This is a genomic window from Nonomuraea sp. NPDC004186 (genome assembly GCF_053603495.1).
The window spans coordinates 21,176-40,206 of record NZ_JBSGFQ010000007.1; the positions used below are offsets into that span (position 1 = coordinate 21,176).

The following is a 19,031-nucleotide window of genomic DNA, read 5'->3' on the forward strand; positions in this document are numbered from 1 at the left end:
AACCGGTTACATACTCAGCGCCCCGCCCCCCGGACTTCAAGTCGCGCGTGTGATGTACGTAACATGATCGTTACTGGAAAGTAGCATCCGGCGAGACGTCTTCACAGCCACATCCGAGTAACAAATCGGAACATGTTCTACGAAGGACCGTCGGCGCACCGAACATACCCTGTCCGACGACCGCTCTCTTGACGCCCCCGGCGATTGCCTGTACCCAGGCATCGAAACGCGTTCTATTCTGGGTGTCTTCTCGACGGGACGGAGTCGTGGGCATGCGTGCCGATCTGGCCAGGTCCATCCGGCTGTTCCGCGCGTTCAGGACAGAACAGGCCAAGCCGGACGCGTACTACACCACCCTCGCCACCGACACCGCCGCCCAGCTCTCGGACCGCGTGTCCCTGGCCGGCGCCACCGTGCTCGACGTGGGTGGCGGCCCCGGATACTTCGCCGACGCCTTCAGGCGGGCCGGCGCCCGGTGCGTGTGCGTGGACGTCGACGCGGGAGAGCTGACCGGCCAGGGTGCACCGGGCTCCGGCGTGCTGGGCAGCGCCCTGGAGCTGCCGCTCGCCGACGGGTCGGTCGACGTGTGCTTCTCGTCCAACGTGCTGGAGCACGTTCCGGACCCGTGGCGGATGGCGGCCGAGATGGCCCGGGTCACCCGCGAGGGCGGGGTGATCTTCCTCGCGTACACGAACTGGCTCTCCCCATGGGGCGGGCACGAGACCTCGCCCTGGCACTATCTGGGCGGCGAGCACGCCGCCCGCCGGTACGCGCGGGTGCACGGCAGGCAGCCCAAGAACCGCTACGGGCGCTCGCTCTTCCCCGTCTCCGTCGCGCACGGCCTGCGCTGGGCGCGGTCCGCGCGGGACGTCGAGCTGGTCGACGCCTTCCCGCGCTACCTGCCGTGGTGGTGCCGTCCGCTGGTCAAGGTCCCCGTCGTCCGGGAGTTCGTCACGTGGAACCTCGTCCTGGTGCTCAGGAAACTCGGGTGACGGCCGCCGCAGAGGGCCCCGCCACCGGGCGGGACGCCGCGCTCGACGGCATCCGGGCCCTGGCCGCGCTCGGCGTCTGGGTCCTGCACGTGGGCGGCAACACCGGGATGATCTACCAGGAGGGCATGTTCGCCTGGATGACGTCCCGGCTCGGCATCGCCGTGCCGATCTTCTTCCTGCTGTCCGGGCTGCTGCTCTACCGGCCGTGGGCCCGTGCCGTGCTGGAGGACGCGCCGTCGCCGCGGGTGGGCCGCTACCTGTGGCGGCGGGCGATGCGCGTGCTGCCCGCCTACTGGCTGGTCACCGCGGTGGCGCTCTGGGCCTGGGGGCAGCTCGACTGGACGGGCTGGCTCAAGTGGCTGTTCCTGCTGCAGAACTACTTCGAGCAGGGGCGGGCGCCCGACGGGCTCTACCAGATGTGGACGATGCCCATCGAGATGGCCTTCTACCTGGTCCTGCCGGTGCTCGCCTGGCTCCTGCACCGGTGGGCGCGCGGCGGCAACCGGCCTCTCCGGCTGCTCGGCGGCATCGCGGCGCTCCCGGTGATCTCGCTGGCCGGCGTGGTCGTCTCGCACGTGCTCGACCAGCCGGAGCTGGCGCTGTGGCTGCCGAACCACCTGATCTTCTTCGCCGCCGGCATGGCGATGGCCGTGATGTCGGTGTGGATCAAGCGGCGCGAGGTGGTGGACGCGCTGGCGCCGCAGCTCCTGGTGCTGGCGCTGCTGGCGTTCGCGGTGCTGAGCACGGAGCTGGCCGGGCCGCGCACCCTCACGCTGCCCAGCCTGTCGCAGTCGCTGTGGCGGATGGTCCTGGAGACGGCGGTGGCGGTGCTGCTGGTGGCCCCGTTCGCGCTGGCCTCCCGGCGCGACACGCTGCCGCACCGGGTGCTGGGCAACCCGGTGACCGCCTATCTGGGGCGCATCTCGTACAGCTTCTTCCTGTGGCACGCGCCGGTGATCACGCTCTTCTACAAGCTCACCGGCCGCCCGGTGTTCAGCGGCGACTTCGTGGGCGTGGCGGTGCCCACGCTCGTCGGCTCGCTGCTGGTGAGCGCCGTGAGCTACCACCTCGTCGAGGAGAACGCGCTGCGGCTCAGCCGCCGGTGGCGGTCAGCACCTCCTGCTCGGCCGGAACCTCAGGCTCCGGTGTCGGCTCCGGCGCCGTGACGAGCTGGCCGAACAGCGACCCCACCGCCGCGCACGACAGGAGCTGCGGCACCTGGTCGAGCAGCGGATCGACGTCGACGCCCCGGTTGCGCAGGAACACCCCGGCGGCCAGCGCCACCGTCGCCGCGCCGAACAGGCCCGCCGTCGCCCAGTGCGTGTGCGGCCGGCGTACCCGCAGCCAGAGGGTGGCCACGACGGCGGCGAGCGCCACGAGCATGCCGGGCCAGTTCGCCACCCAGCCGCCGAACGCCAGGCCCAGCACCACGACGTAGGGCACGCGCCAGCGCGACAGCCGCGACTCCGCCGCGGCGGCGGTCTCCTTGACGTGCTCGGGGCGGGGTCCGTGCATCACCAGGGAGAGGAGCGCGAGCAGCGCGATCCCGGCCAGGCCCAGCCCGAGCGCGAGCCGGTAGGGCTGGTCGGGCTCGTACGTCAGCCGCACCGTACCCGCGGTGCCCGCGGGGAGCTGCCAGCCCTGCTTCCACCCGTCGATCCGGATCGGGCGCAGTTGCCGGCCGTCCAGTTCGGCCCGCCAGCCGGCGTTGAAGTTCTCGTTGACCACGAGGAAGGAGTCCTCCGGCGCGCTCACCCGTACCTCGCGCTCGACGGAGGACCAGGCACCGCGGGCGGCGGAGCTCTCCACGGCCTTGCGCCGGGGCGGGAACGCGCCGATCGCGAGGTTCTCCACCGCGAACGGCTCCCAGCCGGCCGCCCGCACCCGGTTGTCCCCCGCCCGCAGCGTGACCTGGCCGCACGCGGTGATCTGCACGGGCCGCCCCTCCAGCAGGTCGGCATAGACGCCGGTGACCTTGGTCTTCACGGCCGCGCCGTTCACCTGGAGGGTCGGGCCCAGCCCGCAGGCCAGCCGGAACTGCGGCCCGGCCGGCCGGCTCGCCGGGCTGACGCCGGGGATCACCAGCTCGGTGACCTGGAGCCGGCGCGAGGCCGGGTAGAAGCGCAGCTTCAGCCGCGTCGTGGTGAGCGGCTTGAACCGCAGCGTCCCGCCGGCGTCCACCCGGCCGCCGCGGACCTCGCCCCTGGCACCGGTCACGACCACGTCGAGCGCCTGCCGGTCGCCGCCGGGGCGGGCGACCTGGATCTGCGAGACGGTCCGCCGGCCCTTCCAGCCCAGCGTGAGCGTCGGCTCGGCGTCCTCCGGCGAGGGCACCCACGTGGTGGCGGAGTCGGCGTCGAACGCCGACCTCGGCGCGACCACCGCGTCCTTGCTCATCGCCGACGAACCGCTCACCGTGGTCAGGTCGCCGCTCAGCCGGGTGAACCGGTCGACGAGCGCGACGTCCCGCAGCACCGCCGAGCCCCGCAGGGTGGTCTTCCGGCCGGAGTCCGAGGTGAACGTCCGGTCGAACCCGGCACCCTCCTCCCCCGACCTGACCAGCAGCGGGTTGCACACCCAGCGGGCCCAGTTGCGCATGCAGCGCGGCCGCTCGTCCAGCCCGCGGTCCATGACGAAGACGTCCCCGTCCCGGCCCGGCATCCTGACGGTGCGGCCGGGCAGGACCCCGGGGATCGCGACCTCGGTGATGCCGACCCGCTGCACGAAGCTCCACTCCGCGTTGTACGTGCCCAGCACCCTGATCCGCACCCAGCCCGTCGGCCCGGCGGGGACGCGGAGCGTTTGAGCGTCGTTGGTCCTGGCCACGTCCTGCACCAGCCGACCGCTCTCGGTCTCCACGGCCACCTTCCTGACCGACTGGCTGATCAGCAGGTTGTTGGTGAAGGTCACCCGCAGCCGGGGGATCTCCCGGGGCTGGCGGAGGTCGATCCGGAGCCATTCGTTCTCCGGTCGCTTCCAGCCGCCGCTCTCCCAGCCGGTGTCCAGGTCGCCGTCCAGCGCGGCCCAGGGGCCGCGGCCGGGGGTGCTGAGGCCGGGCACGGCGTCGGCGTCGGCGACCGAGGAGGAGGCCGTGACGTCGGCGATGCCGTCGTACTCGGCGGTGGCCGTCTCCTCCAGCCAGCCGTCCTCCAGCAGGTCGAGCTCCTTGACGCCGGTGAAGTCGTCGCGCCGGTCCGCGGTCAGGGTGGGCGACCAGTTGGACCTGATCTCGCCGAACTGCCGCTCGCGCAGCCGCAGCCCGTCGCTGACCACGGTGGGCAGGCCGGAGTCGGCCCCGTCACCGTTCACCAGCGCCGGGCCCTCGCCGAGCAGGCCGAGGTCGCCCATCGTCAGCAGCGAGTCCGGGCCGCCGCGCACCTCCAGCGCGTCCGCGGCGGGCTCCACGCTGACCATGTCGGTGCTCTCCGACACCTTGTACAGCTCCAGAGCCGGGAAGGGCCAGTCCACCGACTCGATGGCGTCGTCGGTGCCGGTGTCGCCCACCTCGCCGCCGAACGAGGTGACCTTGGTGATGCCGGGCGACTCGCGCAGCGCCTCGTAGACGCGTGACGGCCAGGCTCCCTGCAGGTTGGCCCGCATCAGGTCGTTCCTGACGAGCAGGTAGTGCACGCCCATCCTGCGCAGCACCTCGGTCAGCCCCGCCGAGCCGTGGCCCGCGGTGAGCCGCTGGTCGATGGCGTCGAGCAGCCTGGTCATGCCCACGGAGCCGGCCGCCGTGACCTGCCGGGCGGTCCAGCGGACGGCGGACAGCGGCTGCAGGGGGTCGTCCATGGGCCGGCCCCACAGGTACTCGCCGAACTTGGAGCCGGGCACGACGAGCACCCCGTCGTCACCGGCGTTCTGGTTGAGCCACGTCGCGGCCTGCCGCCAGTAGAGCGGCACCTCCTTGAACTCGCCGGGCGGGGCCAGGCCCTGGTTGAAGACCGGCAGCACCAGCGCGGCGAGGGTCGCCACGGCCACCGACCGGATCGGCAGCCGCGCCCGGGCCGTCACGTGGGCCAGCAGGTGGGCCAGGCCGAGCGCCAGCGGCAGCCGGACGAGGGGGTCGAACTTGCGCAGGTTGCGCAGCGGCGCGAGCGGCCCGTCGAGCAGCCAGCGCACGGGCTCGGCGACGACCGGCTCCAGCGCGCTCATGTGCCCGGCGACCAGCGCCGCCGTGCCGATCAGGAAGAGGGTGACGACGAACCCCTTGGCGGGCAGGTCGCGCCGGGCCAGCCCGGCCAGGCCGAGCGCGGCGAGCAGGCCGGTGACCAAGACCATGGCGGCCGCGGTGGCGATCTCGTACCCGGGCGGCTGCGTGGCGACGCCGTTGACGGTCAGGTAGCGCACCCAGTCGGAGGCGCCGCGCAGCACGTTCGTCAGCGAGGTGACCTGCGTGGTGGTGGAGGCGGTCTCGGTGTACGGCAGGAAGGAGAACGCGTAGCGGCCCACCAGGAGCAGCGGCAGCCACCAGAACAGCGTGGCCACCGACACGGTGCCGGTCCACCAGGCGAGCAGCCGCCAGCGGGGCACCGGGCGCGGCCGGGTGAGGATGTAGACGACGGGGGCGACCAGCACGGCCAGCACCGCCACCGCGTTCACGCCGCCGCACAGCGCCACGGCCAGCCCGGACCTGATCGCGCCGCGGGCGCGCTGGCCCGTCTCCACGGCGGTGAGCAGCGGGATCAGGATCCACGGCAGCATCGCCGCGGGCAGCCACTCGATCGAGATCTCGCCGAGGATCGACAGCGTGCGCGGTGCCAGCGCGTACGCCAGCGCGGCGGCGATCGCGGTGCCGGGCCCGCCGATGCCGAGCTGCCTGGCCAGCCGCTCCACGCCCAGGAACGCCAGGCAGAGCAGCGCCGTCAGCCAGAGCCGCTGGGTCACCCAGGCGTCCAGCCCGGCCAGCTCGCCGAGCGCGAAGAACGGCCCCATCGGGAACACGTAGCCGGCGGCCTGGTTCTGGAGCTGCCCGAAGTGCTGGAGGTCCCACAGGTGGGCGACGCGCTCCAGCCAGCCGATCGGGTTGAGCGCGAGGTCGAGCTTGGTGTCGGAGATGATGCTGCCGGGCTTGGTGGTGAACGACAGCACGGCGAAGCCGAGGCAGCAGATCGCCAGCCAGAGCCGATGCCTGGCCCGCTCGGTCACCGTTCCTCCCACTCAAGGACGACAGGGGTGGCGGGAGCGCCGGGGGGACGGCGGACGAGGGCGGAGAGCCGCTCGGCGCTGCGGTCCCAGGAGAACTGAGCCGCCCATTCCCGACATTTCGCGCTATAGGTGTCGGAGGCCACTGTGAGCTCGTCGAGGGCCGCGGTGATGCCCTTGGCCAGGTCCCCGCCCTCGGGCAGCAGCCAGCCGGTCTCGCCGGGCCGCACTGCGTCCCGCAGCCCGTCCACGTCGTACGCCACCGTCGGCACCCCCAACGCGGCCGCCTCCAGCACGCACAGCCCCCATCCCTCGCCTTGAGAGGTGTTGACCTGCAGCCAGGCTGCGGACACCAGCCGCTCCTTCTCCTCCTCGGTCAGATAGCCGTGCAGGACGACGCCCTCGGGCGCCGCGGCGCGCAGCCGCGCCTCCTCCGGCCCTCTGCCGACGACGTCCACGACCAGGTCCGGCCAGCGCTTCCTGAGCTCGGGCACGGCCTCCAGCAGCAGCTCCACCCGCTTGTGCGCGACGAGCCTGCCGACGCACACGAGCCGCGGCCGCCGGCTCCGCGCGGCGCCCGCGCGCGGCGCGCTCAGCCGGCCGGGCACCCCGTTCGGGACCAGGTGGATGGGCCCGCGCCAGCCGAGCCGCTCCCGCATGGCGCGCACGGTCGACGGCGAGACGGCCACGCACTCGCGCCCCCGGTACGCCCACCGCGACACCGGCCCCTCCAGGAACCGGCCGAGCGCGGCCAGCCACCACGGCAGGTGCACGTCGAACTGCCGGTCGTGCACGTGGTGCACCACGCACAACACCCTGGTACGCCGCCCCACGACCAGCGGCGTGAAGAACGGGATGCCGTTCTGGCAGTCGAGGACCACGTCGAAGCGGTTGCGCCGGACCGACATCCAGAGCAGCACCAGGGGGTAGACCGTGAACGGCCCGCCCATGCGGACCAGCCGCACCCCTTCGACGGTCTCCTCGCGGGCCTGCCCGGGGGCGCGGGCCGTGACGAACCACACCCGGTCCCCGTCGGCCGCGAAGCGCCGGGCCAGCTCCCAGGCGTAGACCTCGGCGCCCCCCGCGGCCGGATGCCACGGGTCGCGCCAGTTGACGATGGCGATGTTCACGGATATCCGAGGGAGTCCAGCGGTTGCTTCACCCTGAGCGCGCCGCGCGACTCCGCGCGCAGCCGCGCCCAGATCCGGCAGAGCTCCAGCACTATGCCCAGGCTGTGCCGGGCCGGGGAGAACCGCGAGCCCGGCATGTCATGCCACGTCACCGGGATCTCCAGGACCGAGGCGCCGTCCGCGACGCAGCGCGCGAGCAGCTCGACGTCGAAGGCGAAGCCGTCGGTCCGCAGCCGGGCCGCCATCTCGCGGGCGAGCAGCCCGTCGAAGAACTTGAACCCGCACTGCGTGTCGCTCACCCCGGGCACCAGCACTCTGGCCAGCGCTCGGAATCCGAACGCGCCCAGCTCGCGGATCGGGCTGTGCCGGTGCTCCACCTCGGCCAGGGGATGCGCGCGCGAGCCGATGACGATGCGCTCGCCGGAGAGCAGCAGCCCGAAGGCGCGCTCGACGGCCCGCAGGTCGGTGGCCATGTCGGCGTCACAGAAACCGACGAAGGGCGCGGTGGTCTCCAGCAGCCCGGCGCGCACCGCCGCGCCCTTGCCGGGCGTGGGGCACTGCGCGAGGCGTACGGGGACCGGCTCCTGCGGCCACGTACTGACGATCTCCGCGGTGCGGTCGGTGCTGGCGTTGTCCACGACGATGACGGCTGTCGGGAACGGAAGGCGGGCAAGCTTCGCGCACAGCTGCAGGAGCCCCCCAGGAAGTCGCCGTTCCTCGTTGTACGCGGGAACGATGATCTCAAGCAGTGTCGGTCGGCTCGTCCTCTCGTTCCCTTGACGGGAGGGCGGCATGGCCCGTGTTACCGGTCGCCGTAGTTGTAGAGCGGCCGGTTGACCGGTGTCGCCGTGGCACCGGTGAGTGACACGGTCGTGACGGTCGCCACCAGTGCGGCCAGGGCGACGCCAATGATCGCTGCTAAGAGGATCTTTATCACCGGGAATTCCTCCTTTGAGGCGGCAATGACCCGGGCGCACCCAACTTAGAACCAATTCTCCTTACTCGCTAGTAGCTAGACTGAATTTTCACAAAGTCGCCGATCAAGTAGGGTGATCGTTCCCGGTAGGCGCTTGAATTCTGTACAACCGCAGCTCAGGCCGATCGATGACCAGGGTGGCCCCCTCGGTCCACCGGGCGAACCTGGCACGCTCCTCGGCCGTCCCCGCGTCCACCACGACGTACCGGAAGCCCGCTGCGGCCAGGTCTGGCGAAGATCCATCTAGTACGCGTTCCACCTCGCGCACCCGGCGGTCCTCGGCCGCGACGACCATGCTGCCCACCCGCACCGAGTCGTCGGCCACCACGTCGCGCCCCGGCGCGGCGAAGAAGCGCTGGGCCGGGTCGAGCACCGCCCGCCCGCCGTTCCAGGGGAACCGGCGATAAGACTCGAACGGTAGCACCAGGACGTCCCCCGGCGCCCCGTCCGCCAGGATCGCCGCCCTGGCCTCGTACCAGCCGCGCGGATACTCCACCGCCTCCAGCCGGCCGAACGCCCCCCAGGCCAGCGTCGGCAGCACCGCCACCGGCGCCAGCACCAGGAGCGACACCCCGTACGGCACCAGGCGCCCGCCCTCGGCGGCGGCCCGCGCGGCGAGCAGGCCGAGCCCCACGGCGGCCAGCAGCGCGAGCGGCGCCAGGAACTGCTGCGCGTCACGCAGCACCCCGAACCCGCCCCACAGCTCCACCAGCCACCTGAGCGCCGCCCGGCCGGCGGCGGTGACGCCGAGGCAGGCGATCGCGAACCCGGCGGCCGACGCCACGGCGAGCCCCGCCCGGCCGGGCAGGTCCCGGGCGCGCGCCACAGCCGCGATCCCGGCGAGCACCAGCACGAGCCTGGCCAGGGCGGCGACCGGTGCGTCGTACCCGGCGGGCACCGCGCCGGCGTTCCAGATCCCGCCGAGCGACAGCAGGCTCACCACCGCGCCGAAGGGGCCGTCCGCCCGGGCGGCGAACGCGTCCACGCCCACGCCGTCCCCGTTCAGCGCCTCCGGCCGGGCCAGCGCGGGCACCAGCCAGGGCAGGCTGAACGCCAGGACGAGGCTCGCCGCCGGCACGGTGTCCGCCACCCGGCGTCTGTGCTCGGCGGTCGCGCTCCGGGCGTACCAGGCCGACGGGATGACGGTGATCGCGGTGACGGCCATCGCGGCGAACCCGCCCACCGCGGCCGGCAGCATCGCCACGGCCATGCGGCGGCGCTCGCACGCCGCCCGCACCACCCACGGCAGCCCGGCGTACCCCAGGAGCAGCGCCCACTGCCCCATCAGCAGCCGCTCGGCGACGTACGGGTTCCAGACGTAGAACGCCCCCGCGACCAGCCGGGGCCCCAGCACGGCCGACGGGACCAGCAGCCCCGCCCCCGCGCAGCCCAGCGCGAACACCCCCAGCAGGACCGCCTTCTGCACCAGCTCCGCGGGAACCACCGAGGCCACCGCGGTCACGACGGCGTCGCTCGGCACGACCCGCGGCGCCCCGCCGGCCAGCCCGAAGGTGAAGCGCGAGAAACGCGGCTCCGGCACGAACACCATGTCCTGGACGAGGACGAAGCCCCACCCCAGCCCGGGCCCCAGCGCGAGAGCACCCAGGACGAGTCCGAGCAGCGCGCAGGCTGCTCCGGCCCTCCTGGTCTGCGGCATCCCGCTATGACATCACAACCCAGCCACAGACATTCCCGGCATGTCCCCCGATTGTTAGTCTTTCCGCAGATCCAGGTGCTCTCTCGGTGACACGACGCCGCGCAGGGGAGCGGCGCGGGACCGATCCACGCGAGCGACGGGGCCAGAGGGACCGGTGACGACGAGCGAGACGACGGCCGAGAGCCGCCCGCGGACGCGTGGCGCCGAAGGTCGCCCGTGGACGCGCGGCGACGCCGTGCTGGCCGCCGGGCTGGTCATGGTGGCCGTCCAGCTGGTCTGGAAGTTCGACCTGGTACGGCGCTCCTACTTCAGGCAGGACGACTTCACCTTCATCGCCCGCGGCCTGGAGCACGGCCTGACCTGGGACTACCTCATGCGGGTGGACTACGGCCACCTCGTGCCCGGGCCGTTCGCGATCCAGTGGGCGCTGGGCCGGCTGGGGGTCTACAACGACGTGCTGGCCCACGCCGTGGCGATGACGTTGCTCGGCGCCGCGGGGCTGGCGCTGCTGCGGCTGCTGCGGCTGCTGTTCGGGCCGCGCCCGGCCATCCTGGTGCCGCTCGCGTTCTACCTGCTGACCCCGATGACGATCTCGTCGCTGTCGTGGTGGGCGGTGCTGATCGAGACGCTGCCGTTCCAGATCGCGCTGCCGATGGCGCTGAGCTCGCACATCCACTATGCGCGGACCGGCCGCTTCGGGCACGCGCTGGCCGCCGCGGCGTGGACGGCGGCCGGCATGGCCTTCTTCGTGAAGGCGCCGTTCATCCTGGTGCTCGCGCTCGCGCTGAGCGTGGGGTGGCTGCGCCGGCCCCGGCAGTGGCCGGCCTGGGTGCTGTACGCCGGGGTGGTCGCGGTCTACGCGGTGATCTTCTTCCGGCAGCTCTTCACCTCCGTGCAGCTCACGGACGACACCGTGCAGCCGAGCCTGCCGAGCCTGTCGGTCGCGGCCAGGTTCGCCTGGACGCTGCTGTGGGGCTCGCTGGTGCCCGGCACGTTCGGCGGGCCGTGGAAGTGGCTGCCCATCGGGGACGACTACGCCATCGCCGCCACGCCGCCCGCTCTCGCCTGGGCCGCGCTCGGGCTGGCCGTCGTGGCCGTGGCGGTGTCGATCCGCTACCGCAGGCGCGCCTGGCTGGCCTGGCTGGTCCTGCTCGGCTACGTGCTGCTCGCCGACGTGGTGCCGGTGCTGATCGGACGCATCGAGCAGCTCGGCCCCGACCTGGGCGGGTACGAGCTGCGCTACGTCTCCTCCACGTCCATGGTGCTGGCCCTGGTGATCGGCCTGGCGTTCATCCCGCTGCGGGACGAGGAGCGACCCTGGCTCCGCCCCGCGCCCCGGCTGAGGCTGGTGTGGGTGCCGCTGGCCGCCGCCGTCGCGGCGGGCTCGATCTGGTCGGTGACGGCCTACGGGCACCTGCCCCTCGGGCAGCACGTCAAGAGCTACGTGGAGACGGCACGGGTGGCGCTCAAGCGCACGCCGCCCGGCGCCGTCATCGTGGACGCGTACGTGCCGCCGAAGGTGGTCGTGGCCACGTTCTTCTACCGGTACGCGCTGACGTCCAAGGTGCTCGGCCCCATCGCCGCGCACCCCGTCACCTGGACCGGCCGGCTGAACGGGCCGGTCAGCGGCCCGCTCATGTTCGACGACCAGGGCCGCCTGCGCCCGGTGTCCATCGAGGGCGCCGTCGTCCCCGGGCGGTCCCCCTGCACGCGGGTGGGCCCCGCGGGGGTCCGCTTCCGCCTTCCCCTGTCCCTGCCCAAGGGCACGTGGACGGCCCAGATCGGCTACCTGAACCCGGTGGAGACCACGCTGTCCGTGCGGCTCGGCGGGGCCGAGACGCGGGTGCCCGCGGGCAAGGACCTGGGCTCGACGTACGCGGCCGTCGAGGGCGGCGGGACCGACCTGGTCCTGCGCACCCTGGACGGCCGGTCCGCCTGCGTCGGCGAGATCAGGGTCGGCATCCCCAGACCGGCCGTGAACGCCACCGCCGTCCCCCCGCAGCCCGTGGGGGGATGACGCTCACTTGCCGGGCTCGGGGTCCCTGGGCAGGCCCAGCATGCGCTCGCCGATGATGTTGAGCTGCACCTCCGTGGTGCCGCCGTAGATGGTCATCGCCCTGGTGGCGAGCACCGCGCGGTTCCAGTAGCCCGCGTCGCCGAGCTTCATGTCGGCCCCCACGACCGCCGCAGCACCCAGCAGGTCCACCGCCGTCTCGGAGACGTGCTGGGCGTGGGAGGTGGACAGCAGCTTGCGTACGGACGCGTCCGCGCCCGGCTCGGCCCCGGCGAGCTGCTTGAGCGTGACCCGCAGCGACAGCGCGTTGATCGAGTGGCCCTCGCAGACCACCGCGGCCACCTGCTGCGCCTCGGCCGGCGTCAGCTCGCGGCCGAGGCGGCCGATCAGGCCCAGCAGGTCGGGTACGGACGCGCCGGTGCCGCCGGAGCCGGACGACAGCGAGACGCGCTCGTTCGAGAGCGTGTTGCGGGCGACCTTCCAGCCGTCGCCGACCTCGCCCACGACCAGGTCGTCGGGGACGAAGACGTCGTCGAGGAAGACCTCGTTGAACAGGTTCTCGCCGGTCATCTCGGTCAGCGGCCGGACCGTGACGCCCGGGGCCTTCATGTCCACCAGGAAGTACGTGATGCCCTGGTGCTTGGAGCCCTCGCTGGAGTTGCGGGCGATGCAGATGCCCCACTCGGCCACGTGGGCGACGGAGGTCCAGATCTTCTGCCCGGTCAGCTTCCAGCCGCCCTCGACCTGCTCCGCCTTCATCTGCAGCGAGGCCAGGTCGGACCCGGCGCCGGGCTCGGAGAACAGCTGGCACCAGATCGTCTCGCCGCTGAGCGTCCTGGGCAGGAAGCGCTCCTGCTGCTCCCGGGTCCCGTACGCGGCGACGGACGGCACCACCCACGCGCCGATGATCATCGCGGGCAGCTTGACCTTGGCGGCCTTGAGCTCCTGGGCGATCAGCACCTGCTCCAGCGGCTTGGCGTCGCGGCCCCACGGCCGGGCCAGGTGCGGCATGACGAAGCCGCGGTCGGCCAGGGCCCGCTTCTGCTCCTTGCCCTCCAACCGGGCGATCTCCGCGATCTCGGCCCGGATCGACTCGCGCAGCTCCTCGGCGTCCTCGGGCAGGTCGATCTGCATCTCGCGGGCGACGCCCTCCAGGGCCAGCCCGGTCACCTTGGCCGCCCACTCCGACGAGGAGCCGAGCAGGGCGCGCAGGGTGAGCGCGCGGCGGTAGTAGAGGTGGGCGTCGTGCTCGAAGGTGTAGCCGATGCCGCCGAAGGTCTGGATGGCGTCCTTGGCGCACTGGACGGCGGCGTCGGGGGCCATCACGCCCGCGATGGCGGCGGCGTACTCCAGCTCCTTGCCGTCAGCCCTGGTGGCGTCCCAAACGGTCGCGCGGGCCTGCTCCAGCGCTACCAGCATGCGGGAGAGCTTGTGCTTGATGCCCTGGAACTGGCCGATCGGGCGGCCGAACTGCACGCGCACCTTGGCGTATTCGGCGGCGGCGGTGACGCACCACGAGGCCAGGCCCGCGGCCTCGGCGCCGAGCAGGATCGCGGCGAGGTTCAGCACGTCGGGGCGCTGGACGCCGCCCAGGATGCCCTCGGCGGGCACCACCAGCTCCGACAGCTCCACCTTGGCCACCGGCCTGGTCAGGTCCAGCGACTTGACCTCGGTGACGGTGACGGCGGAGGCGTCGACGAGGATCCACTCCTCGCCGTCGTCCGTGGCGACCGGCAGCACGAGCGCGTCGGCCAGCGAGCCGCCGAGCACGGGGTCGGCCGTGCCGGAGACGACCAGGGAGCCGTCCTCGGTGCGGGTGCCGGTCAGCGAGCCGGTCAGGGCGACGGCGCCGGTGAGGGTGCCGTCGGCGAACGACTCGAGGTGCTCGGGGCGCTTGGAGGCGTTGATCACGGCACTGGCCAGCACGGTCGGCAGGTAGGGACCCGGGGCCATGCGCTCGGCCAGCGCCTCGACGGCCACGGCCGTCTCCAGCAGCCCGTAGCCGGAGCCGCCGTACTCCTCGGGCACGTGCAGGCCGAGCAGCCCCTGCTCGGCGAGGCCCGCCCAGAACGGCGGACGCCCCTCCGTCCCGGCGCGCAGCAGCTCGGACGGGATGTTCCGCTCGGCCCAGCCGCTCACCGACTCACGGAGCGCCTCGTGCTCCTCGCTCAACCCGATCGCCATGCTCATCCTCCATGCCAGGTCCGACCCATACCTAGAACCATATTCTAGAGGATGCTTCTGGCCTAGAGCGGTCGAACCCGTTGGACGAGGGTGTTGATGTCCGCCCAGCGCTTCTTGTTCGGCTCGGGGATGGAGGCCAGGAGCATCGCGGGCTTGGTCTTGCCCACCTCGACGATCGTCACCATGGCCTGGGCGACCTGCTGCTTGCCGTTGAAGGTGTAGGTGACCTGGTAGCCGAGCGTCCAGCCCTTGCCGACCGGGACCTTCTGGGAGGCGGTCCAGGCGAGCGTGGCGCCCGCGGGGTACTGCGTGCGGAGCGACCAGCGGGCGGCCTGGGTGGCCAGCTCGCGGTAGTCGGCGTCCTTGGAGGGCTTCGTCGTGGGTGAGTCACCCGGGAACATGGCCGAGGCGACCACCGTGTGCGGGACGGCCACCTTGCCGATGCGCTGCGCGATGGAGAACGGCGGGAACGACTTGGCCTTCCACGGTGTGGCCAGCCTGGGGTAGCTGATCCCGGCGTTCTTGTCGCTGATGATGCCGGTGACCACGGCCGCGGTGCCCGCCAGGGTCGGGTACGCCTTGCTCTTCGGCACCGGCGGCAGCACGATCGGGCTCTCGGTGGGGGTCGGGGCGGCCGACGCCGAAGGGGCGCCGGAGCTCGGCACGGGGGCGACGGAGGCCACCTGCTCGGCCGACTTGTTGGTGGGCACGTCACCGGAGAAGACCACGAAGATCAGGAACACGGCGAGGACGGTGACAAGGATCGCACCGAGGAGATAGACGACCTTGATCGGAATGTCGCCGATGCCGCGCCTCGGCGGCTTGGGGATGGGCAGGGGCGGGGACGGGGGCGGATACAGCGGCTGCTGCTGCATCGGGGGCTGCGACAGCGGGCCGGGGAGCGGGCCGGGGCCGCCTCGCTGGGCAGGAGGCTGCGGGAGAGGCGCCTGCTGGGGAGGGGTCTGCTGCACCGGCGGGCCGCCCGCCGGAGGCCTGAGAGGGACGGACGGACCCGCCGCCGGCGGGCGGGGGATCTGGACCGTCTCCTCGGCAGGCAGGACGACCTTGCGGAACGGAGTGGTGGGTGAATCGTATGAAGGTCTCTTGTCGCCGACGTCCGCCATGGCCATGAGGTTACGTCACAAGAGAGCTGGATAATTCCTCCAATACCCCTGCAGAATCTAATTCTGTAAGGTCTGCGAACATGAGGGGTTTTTACGAGATCGCAGCCCATGACCCTGAACGTCCCGCGCTCCTCGGTGACACCGGCGCCACCTACGGTGAACTTCTCGCCCGGGTGAACCAGGTCTCCAACGGCCTGACGGCACGTGGAGTCGCCCCCGGCGACCGCGTCGTCACCGTGCTGAAGAACGGGCTCGACGCCCTCACCATGATGCTCGCGACGTACCAGACCGGCGCCTACCTCGTGCCCGTCAACTGGCATTTCACCGCCGAGGAGATCGACTACATCGTGGCCGACTGCGGGGCCGGGCTGGTGGTCTCGCCGGACGCCCGCTCGGTCGCCGAGCTCGCCGACGGGCAGCCCGCCACCGCGCCACCGCACCGGCGGGCCGGGTCCATGATGCTCTACACTTCCGGGACGACGGGACGACCCAAAGGGGTACGTCGGCGGCTGCTGGACCTGACGCCGGAGGAGCTGTACCCGATCCTCGTCCGCAAGAGCTGGCGCCACTTCGGGCTGCCGTTCGGCGGGGTGCACCTGGTGTGCTCGCAGCTCTACCACTCGGCGCCGTACGGGCAGGCCATGATGGCGCTGCAGTTCGGGCACGCGATCGTGGCGCCGGAGCGGTTCGAGGCCGTCGAGGCGCTGCGGCTGATCGAGCGGCATCGGGTGACGAACGCGTTCATGGTGCCCACGATGTTCCATCGGCTGCTGGGGGTGCCGGATCGGGAGTCGTACGACCTGTCGTCCCTCACCCACCTCTACCACGGGGCGGCCCCGTGCCCGCCGGCCACCAAGCAGGCGATGATCGACTGGCTCGGGCCCGTGCTGTGGGAGTACTACGGGTCCACCGAGGCGGCCGTGGCGACCATGGTGTCCTCGCAGGAGTGGCTGGCCAGGCCGGGCACGGTCGGCAGGGCGCTGGACGGGATGTCGTTCACGATCGTCGGGGAGGACGGCCAGGAGGTGGGGCCGGGCTCGCCGGGGCTGGTCTACATCGGCGGGATCAACCGGTTCGAGTACCACCGCGACCCGGACAAGACGGCGGCGGCGATGCGCGGCCAGGCGTACACGCCCGGGGACATCGGCTACCTCGACGACGACGGCTATCTGTTCCTGCTGGACCGGCGGACCGACCTGATCATCTCCGGCGGGGTCAACATCTACCCGGCCGAGATCGAGGCGGCGCTGCTCGAACACCCCGCCGTGGCGGACGTGGCCGTGATCGGCGTACCGGACCCGGAGTGGGGATACCAGGTGGTCGCGCTCGTGCAGCCGGCGGCCGGCGCGGTGGCCGGGGACGAGCTCACGGCGGAGCTGCTGCGGCACTGCGCGCCCCGGCTGGCCAGGCTCAAGCATCCCCGGCTGATCGAGTACCGGGAGTCGCTGCCGCGCACGCCGACCGGCAAGCTGAGCAGGCACAACGTGCGGGAAGCGTATCTTTCGGGCTGAGCTGGGAACAGTCCTCCCATGAGGAGGATCGCCGCGGGACTGGCCACCGCTTTCGTGCTGCTGCTCGCGGGCTGCGCTCCTCCCCCCACGTCCAGCGCGACGCCGTCGACCGCGACCCCGCACAGCTCGCCGACGGCCTCTCCCTCACCACCGTCGCTGCACTCGCTGGAGTCGGCGTACGAGGACGTCATCGCCGACGTCCTGCCGTCCATCGTCCAGATCACCACCAAGGTCGGGCTCGGGTCCGGCATCGTGCTCGACACCGCGGGACACATCATCACCAACGCTCACGTCGTCGGCCAGGCCGGCAAGATGGAGGTCACGATCGCCACCGGCGGCCCGCCGCGCTCGGCCAAACTGGTCAGGTCCTTCAATGCGGGGGACCTGGCGGTGATCAAGGTGGACAACCCGAACGGGCTGCGGCCCGCGCGGTTCGGGGACTCGTCCAAGCTGCGGGTCGGGCAGATCGTGCTCGCCATGGGCAACCCGCTGGGCCTGTCGGGCAGCGTGACGAACGGGATCGTCTCGGCTCTCGGCCGTACCGTCTCCGAGCCTCAGGAGGCGGGCTCCCCCGGGGCCACGATCGCCGGCGCCATCCAGACCTCGGCCGCCATCAACCCGGGCAACAGCGGCGGAGCACTTGTGGACCTGTCGGGCAACGTGATCGGCATCCCCACGCTCGCGGCCACCGACCCCGAACTGGGCGGGGGCGCCGCGCCGGGCATCGGGTTCGCGATCCCGAGCAACACCGCCAGGGACATCGCCACCCAGATCGTCAGGTACGGCAAGGTCACCAACAGCCACCGGGCCGCGCTCGGCATCCAGGGCAGCACGGTGATCAGCACGGACGGGCAGGAGATCGGCGTGGGCGTCATCCGGGTCGAGCCGGGCAGCGGGGCGGACAAGGCGGGGATCGCGGCCGGTGACGTGATCGTCTCGATCAACGGCAGGAACACGCCGACGATGGCGTCCCTCGCGGAGGCCCTCGCCACCCTCAGGCCCGGCGACCAGGCCAAGGTCGGGGTGCAACACTCCGACGGCACCACGAGCACGGTCACCGTCACCCTGGGCCAACTCCGAACCGACTGACACCCCACCCACGGCACGCGTGCGGGGAGCGCCGCCACCCCTCCCGAAGGACCCCGGCCGAAGTACGGCGCGTCAAAGGGGCCCGCAGGGTCACTGCTTGGCGGTGAAGACGATCTCGACCCGCCGATTCTGCGCCCGGTTCTTCTCGACCGGCTTCCCGCCCACCACGTTGGGCCGCCGCGGCCGGCTCTCGCCGTACCCCCGCGCCTCCAGACTCGCCCCCGCCCCCGTGAGCAGCCCGCGCATGGCCGTCTCCACGGCCTGCGCCCGCCGCCGCGACAGCGCGAGGTTGTACGAGTCGCTCCCCTGATCGTCCGTGTGCCCCTCGATCCTGACCGCCCCGCCCGCCCCGTCGGCGTTCACCTTCGCGGCCACCTCCCGCAGCCGCTGCCTCGCCTTCGCGGTCAGCTGCCACTTGTCCAGCGCGAACAGCACGTCGCTGGTGAGCGAGACCGTCACCTGGCGCCCCTGCTTGGTCTCGGTCTCGGTGCCGTCCAGCGACTCGACCTCGCCGATGATGTCCTCGACGGGCAGCACCAGGTCCTCCACCGCCCCCACGGCGTCGGACGGCGCGCCGGGCGCCGGGGTGGGCGACAGGACGAGGGCCAGGGCGACGCTAAGAGATCGGAACATCGGTGAGCACGCCGATCATGGGCATCTCAATGTTGATCTTCGTGACGTCCGCCGGAGGCGCCGCGAAGACCGCGTACAGCGTGGACGTCTGCCCCTTCTCCAGGAACTGGCCCTGGGTGCCGGAGCAGACGCACTTCGCGTCCTGGCCGGTGCCGTTGCGGGCCACGCGGTAGCGCTTGGCGTTCACCGGGTCGATGAGGGAGACGGCCGACACCGTGAAGTCGAGCGTGGCCGTACCCAGACCGTTGTGGACGTTGACCTTGCCGTCGAGCGCGGTGATCGACCAGTTGAGGCTGAGCGTCCTGCCCTGGCGCTTGAGCCCGAGGATGTCGGCGCGGGCCTTGCCGTGCTGCCCGCCAGCGGACACGTCGGCCTCGCGGCTGGCGATCGCCCTGGTCTCCTGCGCAGGCGCCTCTGTCGCCTCGGCCGTGGCCGGGGGTTCGGTGGTGGTTTCCGCGACGGTCTGGGGCTGCTTCTCCTCGCCGCCACCGCCGGCCTGCCGCCCCGGGAGCGCACCGCAACCGGCCAGCGCGACGGCCGCGACAGCCAGCGCGATCGTCTTTCGCATTCTGAGAT

The 19,031-nt window shown here is 72.3% G+C and carries 14 protein-coding genes; 5 read left to right on the forward strand and 9 right to left on the reverse strand.

The features are described from left to right. Positions 1-272 precede the first annotated feature (272 nt). Entirely contained in the window at positions 273-992 is a 720-nt protein-coding gene (locus ACWEPL_RS07580; RefSeq protein ID WP_363962547.1) for a class I SAM-dependent methyltransferase, read from the forward strand. Then, positions 989-2,158 (forward strand): acyltransferase family protein, encoded by a 1,170-nt coding sequence (locus tag ACWEPL_RS07585; protein WP_452435508.1) that lies wholly within the window; start codon positions 989-991, stop codon positions 2,156-2,158. Before ACWEPL_RS07580 ends, ACWEPL_RS07585 begins: the two co-directional genes overlap by 4 nt. Here the strand turns inward: ACWEPL_RS07585 and ACWEPL_RS07590 are convergent. The 5 genes from ACWEPL_RS07590 to ACWEPL_RS07610 all read right to left on the reverse strand — a co-directional run bounded on the left by ACWEPL_RS07590 (position 2,085) and on the right by ACWEPL_RS07610 (position 9,900). Next, positions 2,085-6,140, reverse strand: a complete 4,056-nt coding sequence (locus ACWEPL_RS07590; RefSeq protein ID WP_452435509.1) for an alpha-(1->3)-arabinofuranosyltransferase domain-containing protein — start codon at positions 6,138-6,140, stop codon at positions 2,085-2,087. The two genes, ACWEPL_RS07585 and ACWEPL_RS07590, sit on opposite strands and share 74 nt — an antisense overlap. Beyond that, positions 6,137-7,267, reverse strand: coding sequence for a glycosyltransferase family 4 protein (locus tag ACWEPL_RS07595; RefSeq protein WP_452435510.1), 1,131 nt, complete (start codon positions 7,265-7,267; stop codon positions 6,137-6,139). Before ACWEPL_RS07595 ends, ACWEPL_RS07590 begins: the two co-directional genes overlap by 4 nt. Further along, positions 7,264-8,061 carry a glycosyltransferase gene (locus ACWEPL_RS07600; protein ID WP_363962543.1) on the reverse strand — a complete coding sequence of 266 codons (798 nt, stop codon included), beginning with the start codon at positions 8,059-8,061 and terminating at the stop codon, positions 7,264-7,266. The genes ACWEPL_RS07595 and ACWEPL_RS07600 overlap by 4 nt, the downstream gene beginning before the upstream one ends. 8 nt (positions 8,062-8,069) lie before the next feature. After that, positions 8,070-8,204 (reverse strand): hypothetical protein, encoded by a 135-nt coding sequence (locus ACWEPL_RS07605; RefSeq protein ID WP_318787313.1) that lies wholly within the window; start codon positions 8,202-8,204, stop codon positions 8,070-8,072. Between the two features lie 103 nt (positions 8,205-8,307). Then, positions 8,308-9,900 (reverse strand): hypothetical protein, encoded by a 1,593-nt coding sequence (locus ACWEPL_RS07610; protein WP_452435511.1) that lies wholly within the window; start codon positions 9,898-9,900, stop codon positions 8,308-8,310. Positions 9,901-10,054: 154 nt separating this feature from the next. On the opposite strand from ACWEPL_RS07610, the gene ACWEPL_RS07615 reads away from it, so the two are divergent. Further along, the gene (locus ACWEPL_RS07615; protein ID WP_452435512.1) at positions 10,055-11,917 is read left to right on the forward strand and encodes a hypothetical protein; all 1,863 of its coding nucleotides are present in this window, start codon (positions 10,055-10,057) and stop codon (positions 11,915-11,917) included. A gap of 3 nt (positions 11,918-11,920) precedes the next feature. Here ACWEPL_RS07615 and ACWEPL_RS07620 read toward each other — a convergent pair whose 3' ends face one another. Together ACWEPL_RS07620 and ACWEPL_RS07625 are read right to left on the reverse strand one after the other, a co-directional pair. Next, the gene (locus ACWEPL_RS07620) at positions 11,921-14,098 is read right to left on the reverse strand and encodes an acyl-CoA dehydrogenase (protein ID WP_350728472.1); all 2,178 of its coding nucleotides are present in this window, start codon (positions 14,096-14,098) and stop codon (positions 11,921-11,923) included. A gap of 62 nt (positions 14,099-14,160) precedes the next feature. Continuing rightward, positions 14,161-15,222 carry a hypothetical protein gene (locus ACWEPL_RS07625; RefSeq protein ID WP_452435513.1) on the reverse strand — a complete coding sequence of 354 codons (1,062 nt, stop codon included), beginning with the start codon at positions 15,220-15,222 and terminating at the stop codon, positions 14,161-14,163. 80 nt (positions 15,223-15,302) lie between these two features. Here ACWEPL_RS07625 and ACWEPL_RS07630 point away from each other — a divergent pair, with 80 nt between their 5' ends. Together ACWEPL_RS07630 and ACWEPL_RS07635 are read left to right on the forward strand one after the other, a co-directional pair. Beyond that, complete coding sequence (locus tag ACWEPL_RS07630; protein WP_452435514.1) at positions 15,303-16,733, forward strand: AMP-binding protein; 1,431 nt, start codon at positions 15,303-15,305, stop codon at positions 16,731-16,733. 18 nt (positions 16,734-16,751) lie between these two features. After that, positions 16,752-17,822: a S1C family serine protease gene (locus ACWEPL_RS07635; protein ID WP_452435515.1), complete on the forward strand. Its 1,071-nt coding sequence runs from the start codon at positions 16,752-16,754 to the stop codon at positions 17,820-17,822. A 90-nt stretch (positions 17,823-17,912) separates the two neighbouring features. Here ACWEPL_RS07635 and ACWEPL_RS07640 read toward each other — a convergent pair whose 3' ends face one another. Together ACWEPL_RS07640 and ACWEPL_RS07645 are read right to left on the reverse strand one after the other, a co-directional pair. Further along, complete coding sequence (locus ACWEPL_RS07640) at positions 17,913-18,455, reverse strand: OmpA family protein (protein ID WP_355190888.1); 543 nt, start codon at positions 18,453-18,455, stop codon at positions 17,913-17,915. Further along, positions 18,439-19,023, reverse strand: coding sequence for a hypothetical protein (locus tag ACWEPL_RS07645; RefSeq protein ID WP_363962535.1), 585 nt, complete (start codon positions 19,021-19,023; stop codon positions 18,439-18,441). Before ACWEPL_RS07645 ends, ACWEPL_RS07640 begins: the two co-directional genes overlap by 17 nt. Positions 19,024-19,031: the final 8 nt, after the last annotated feature.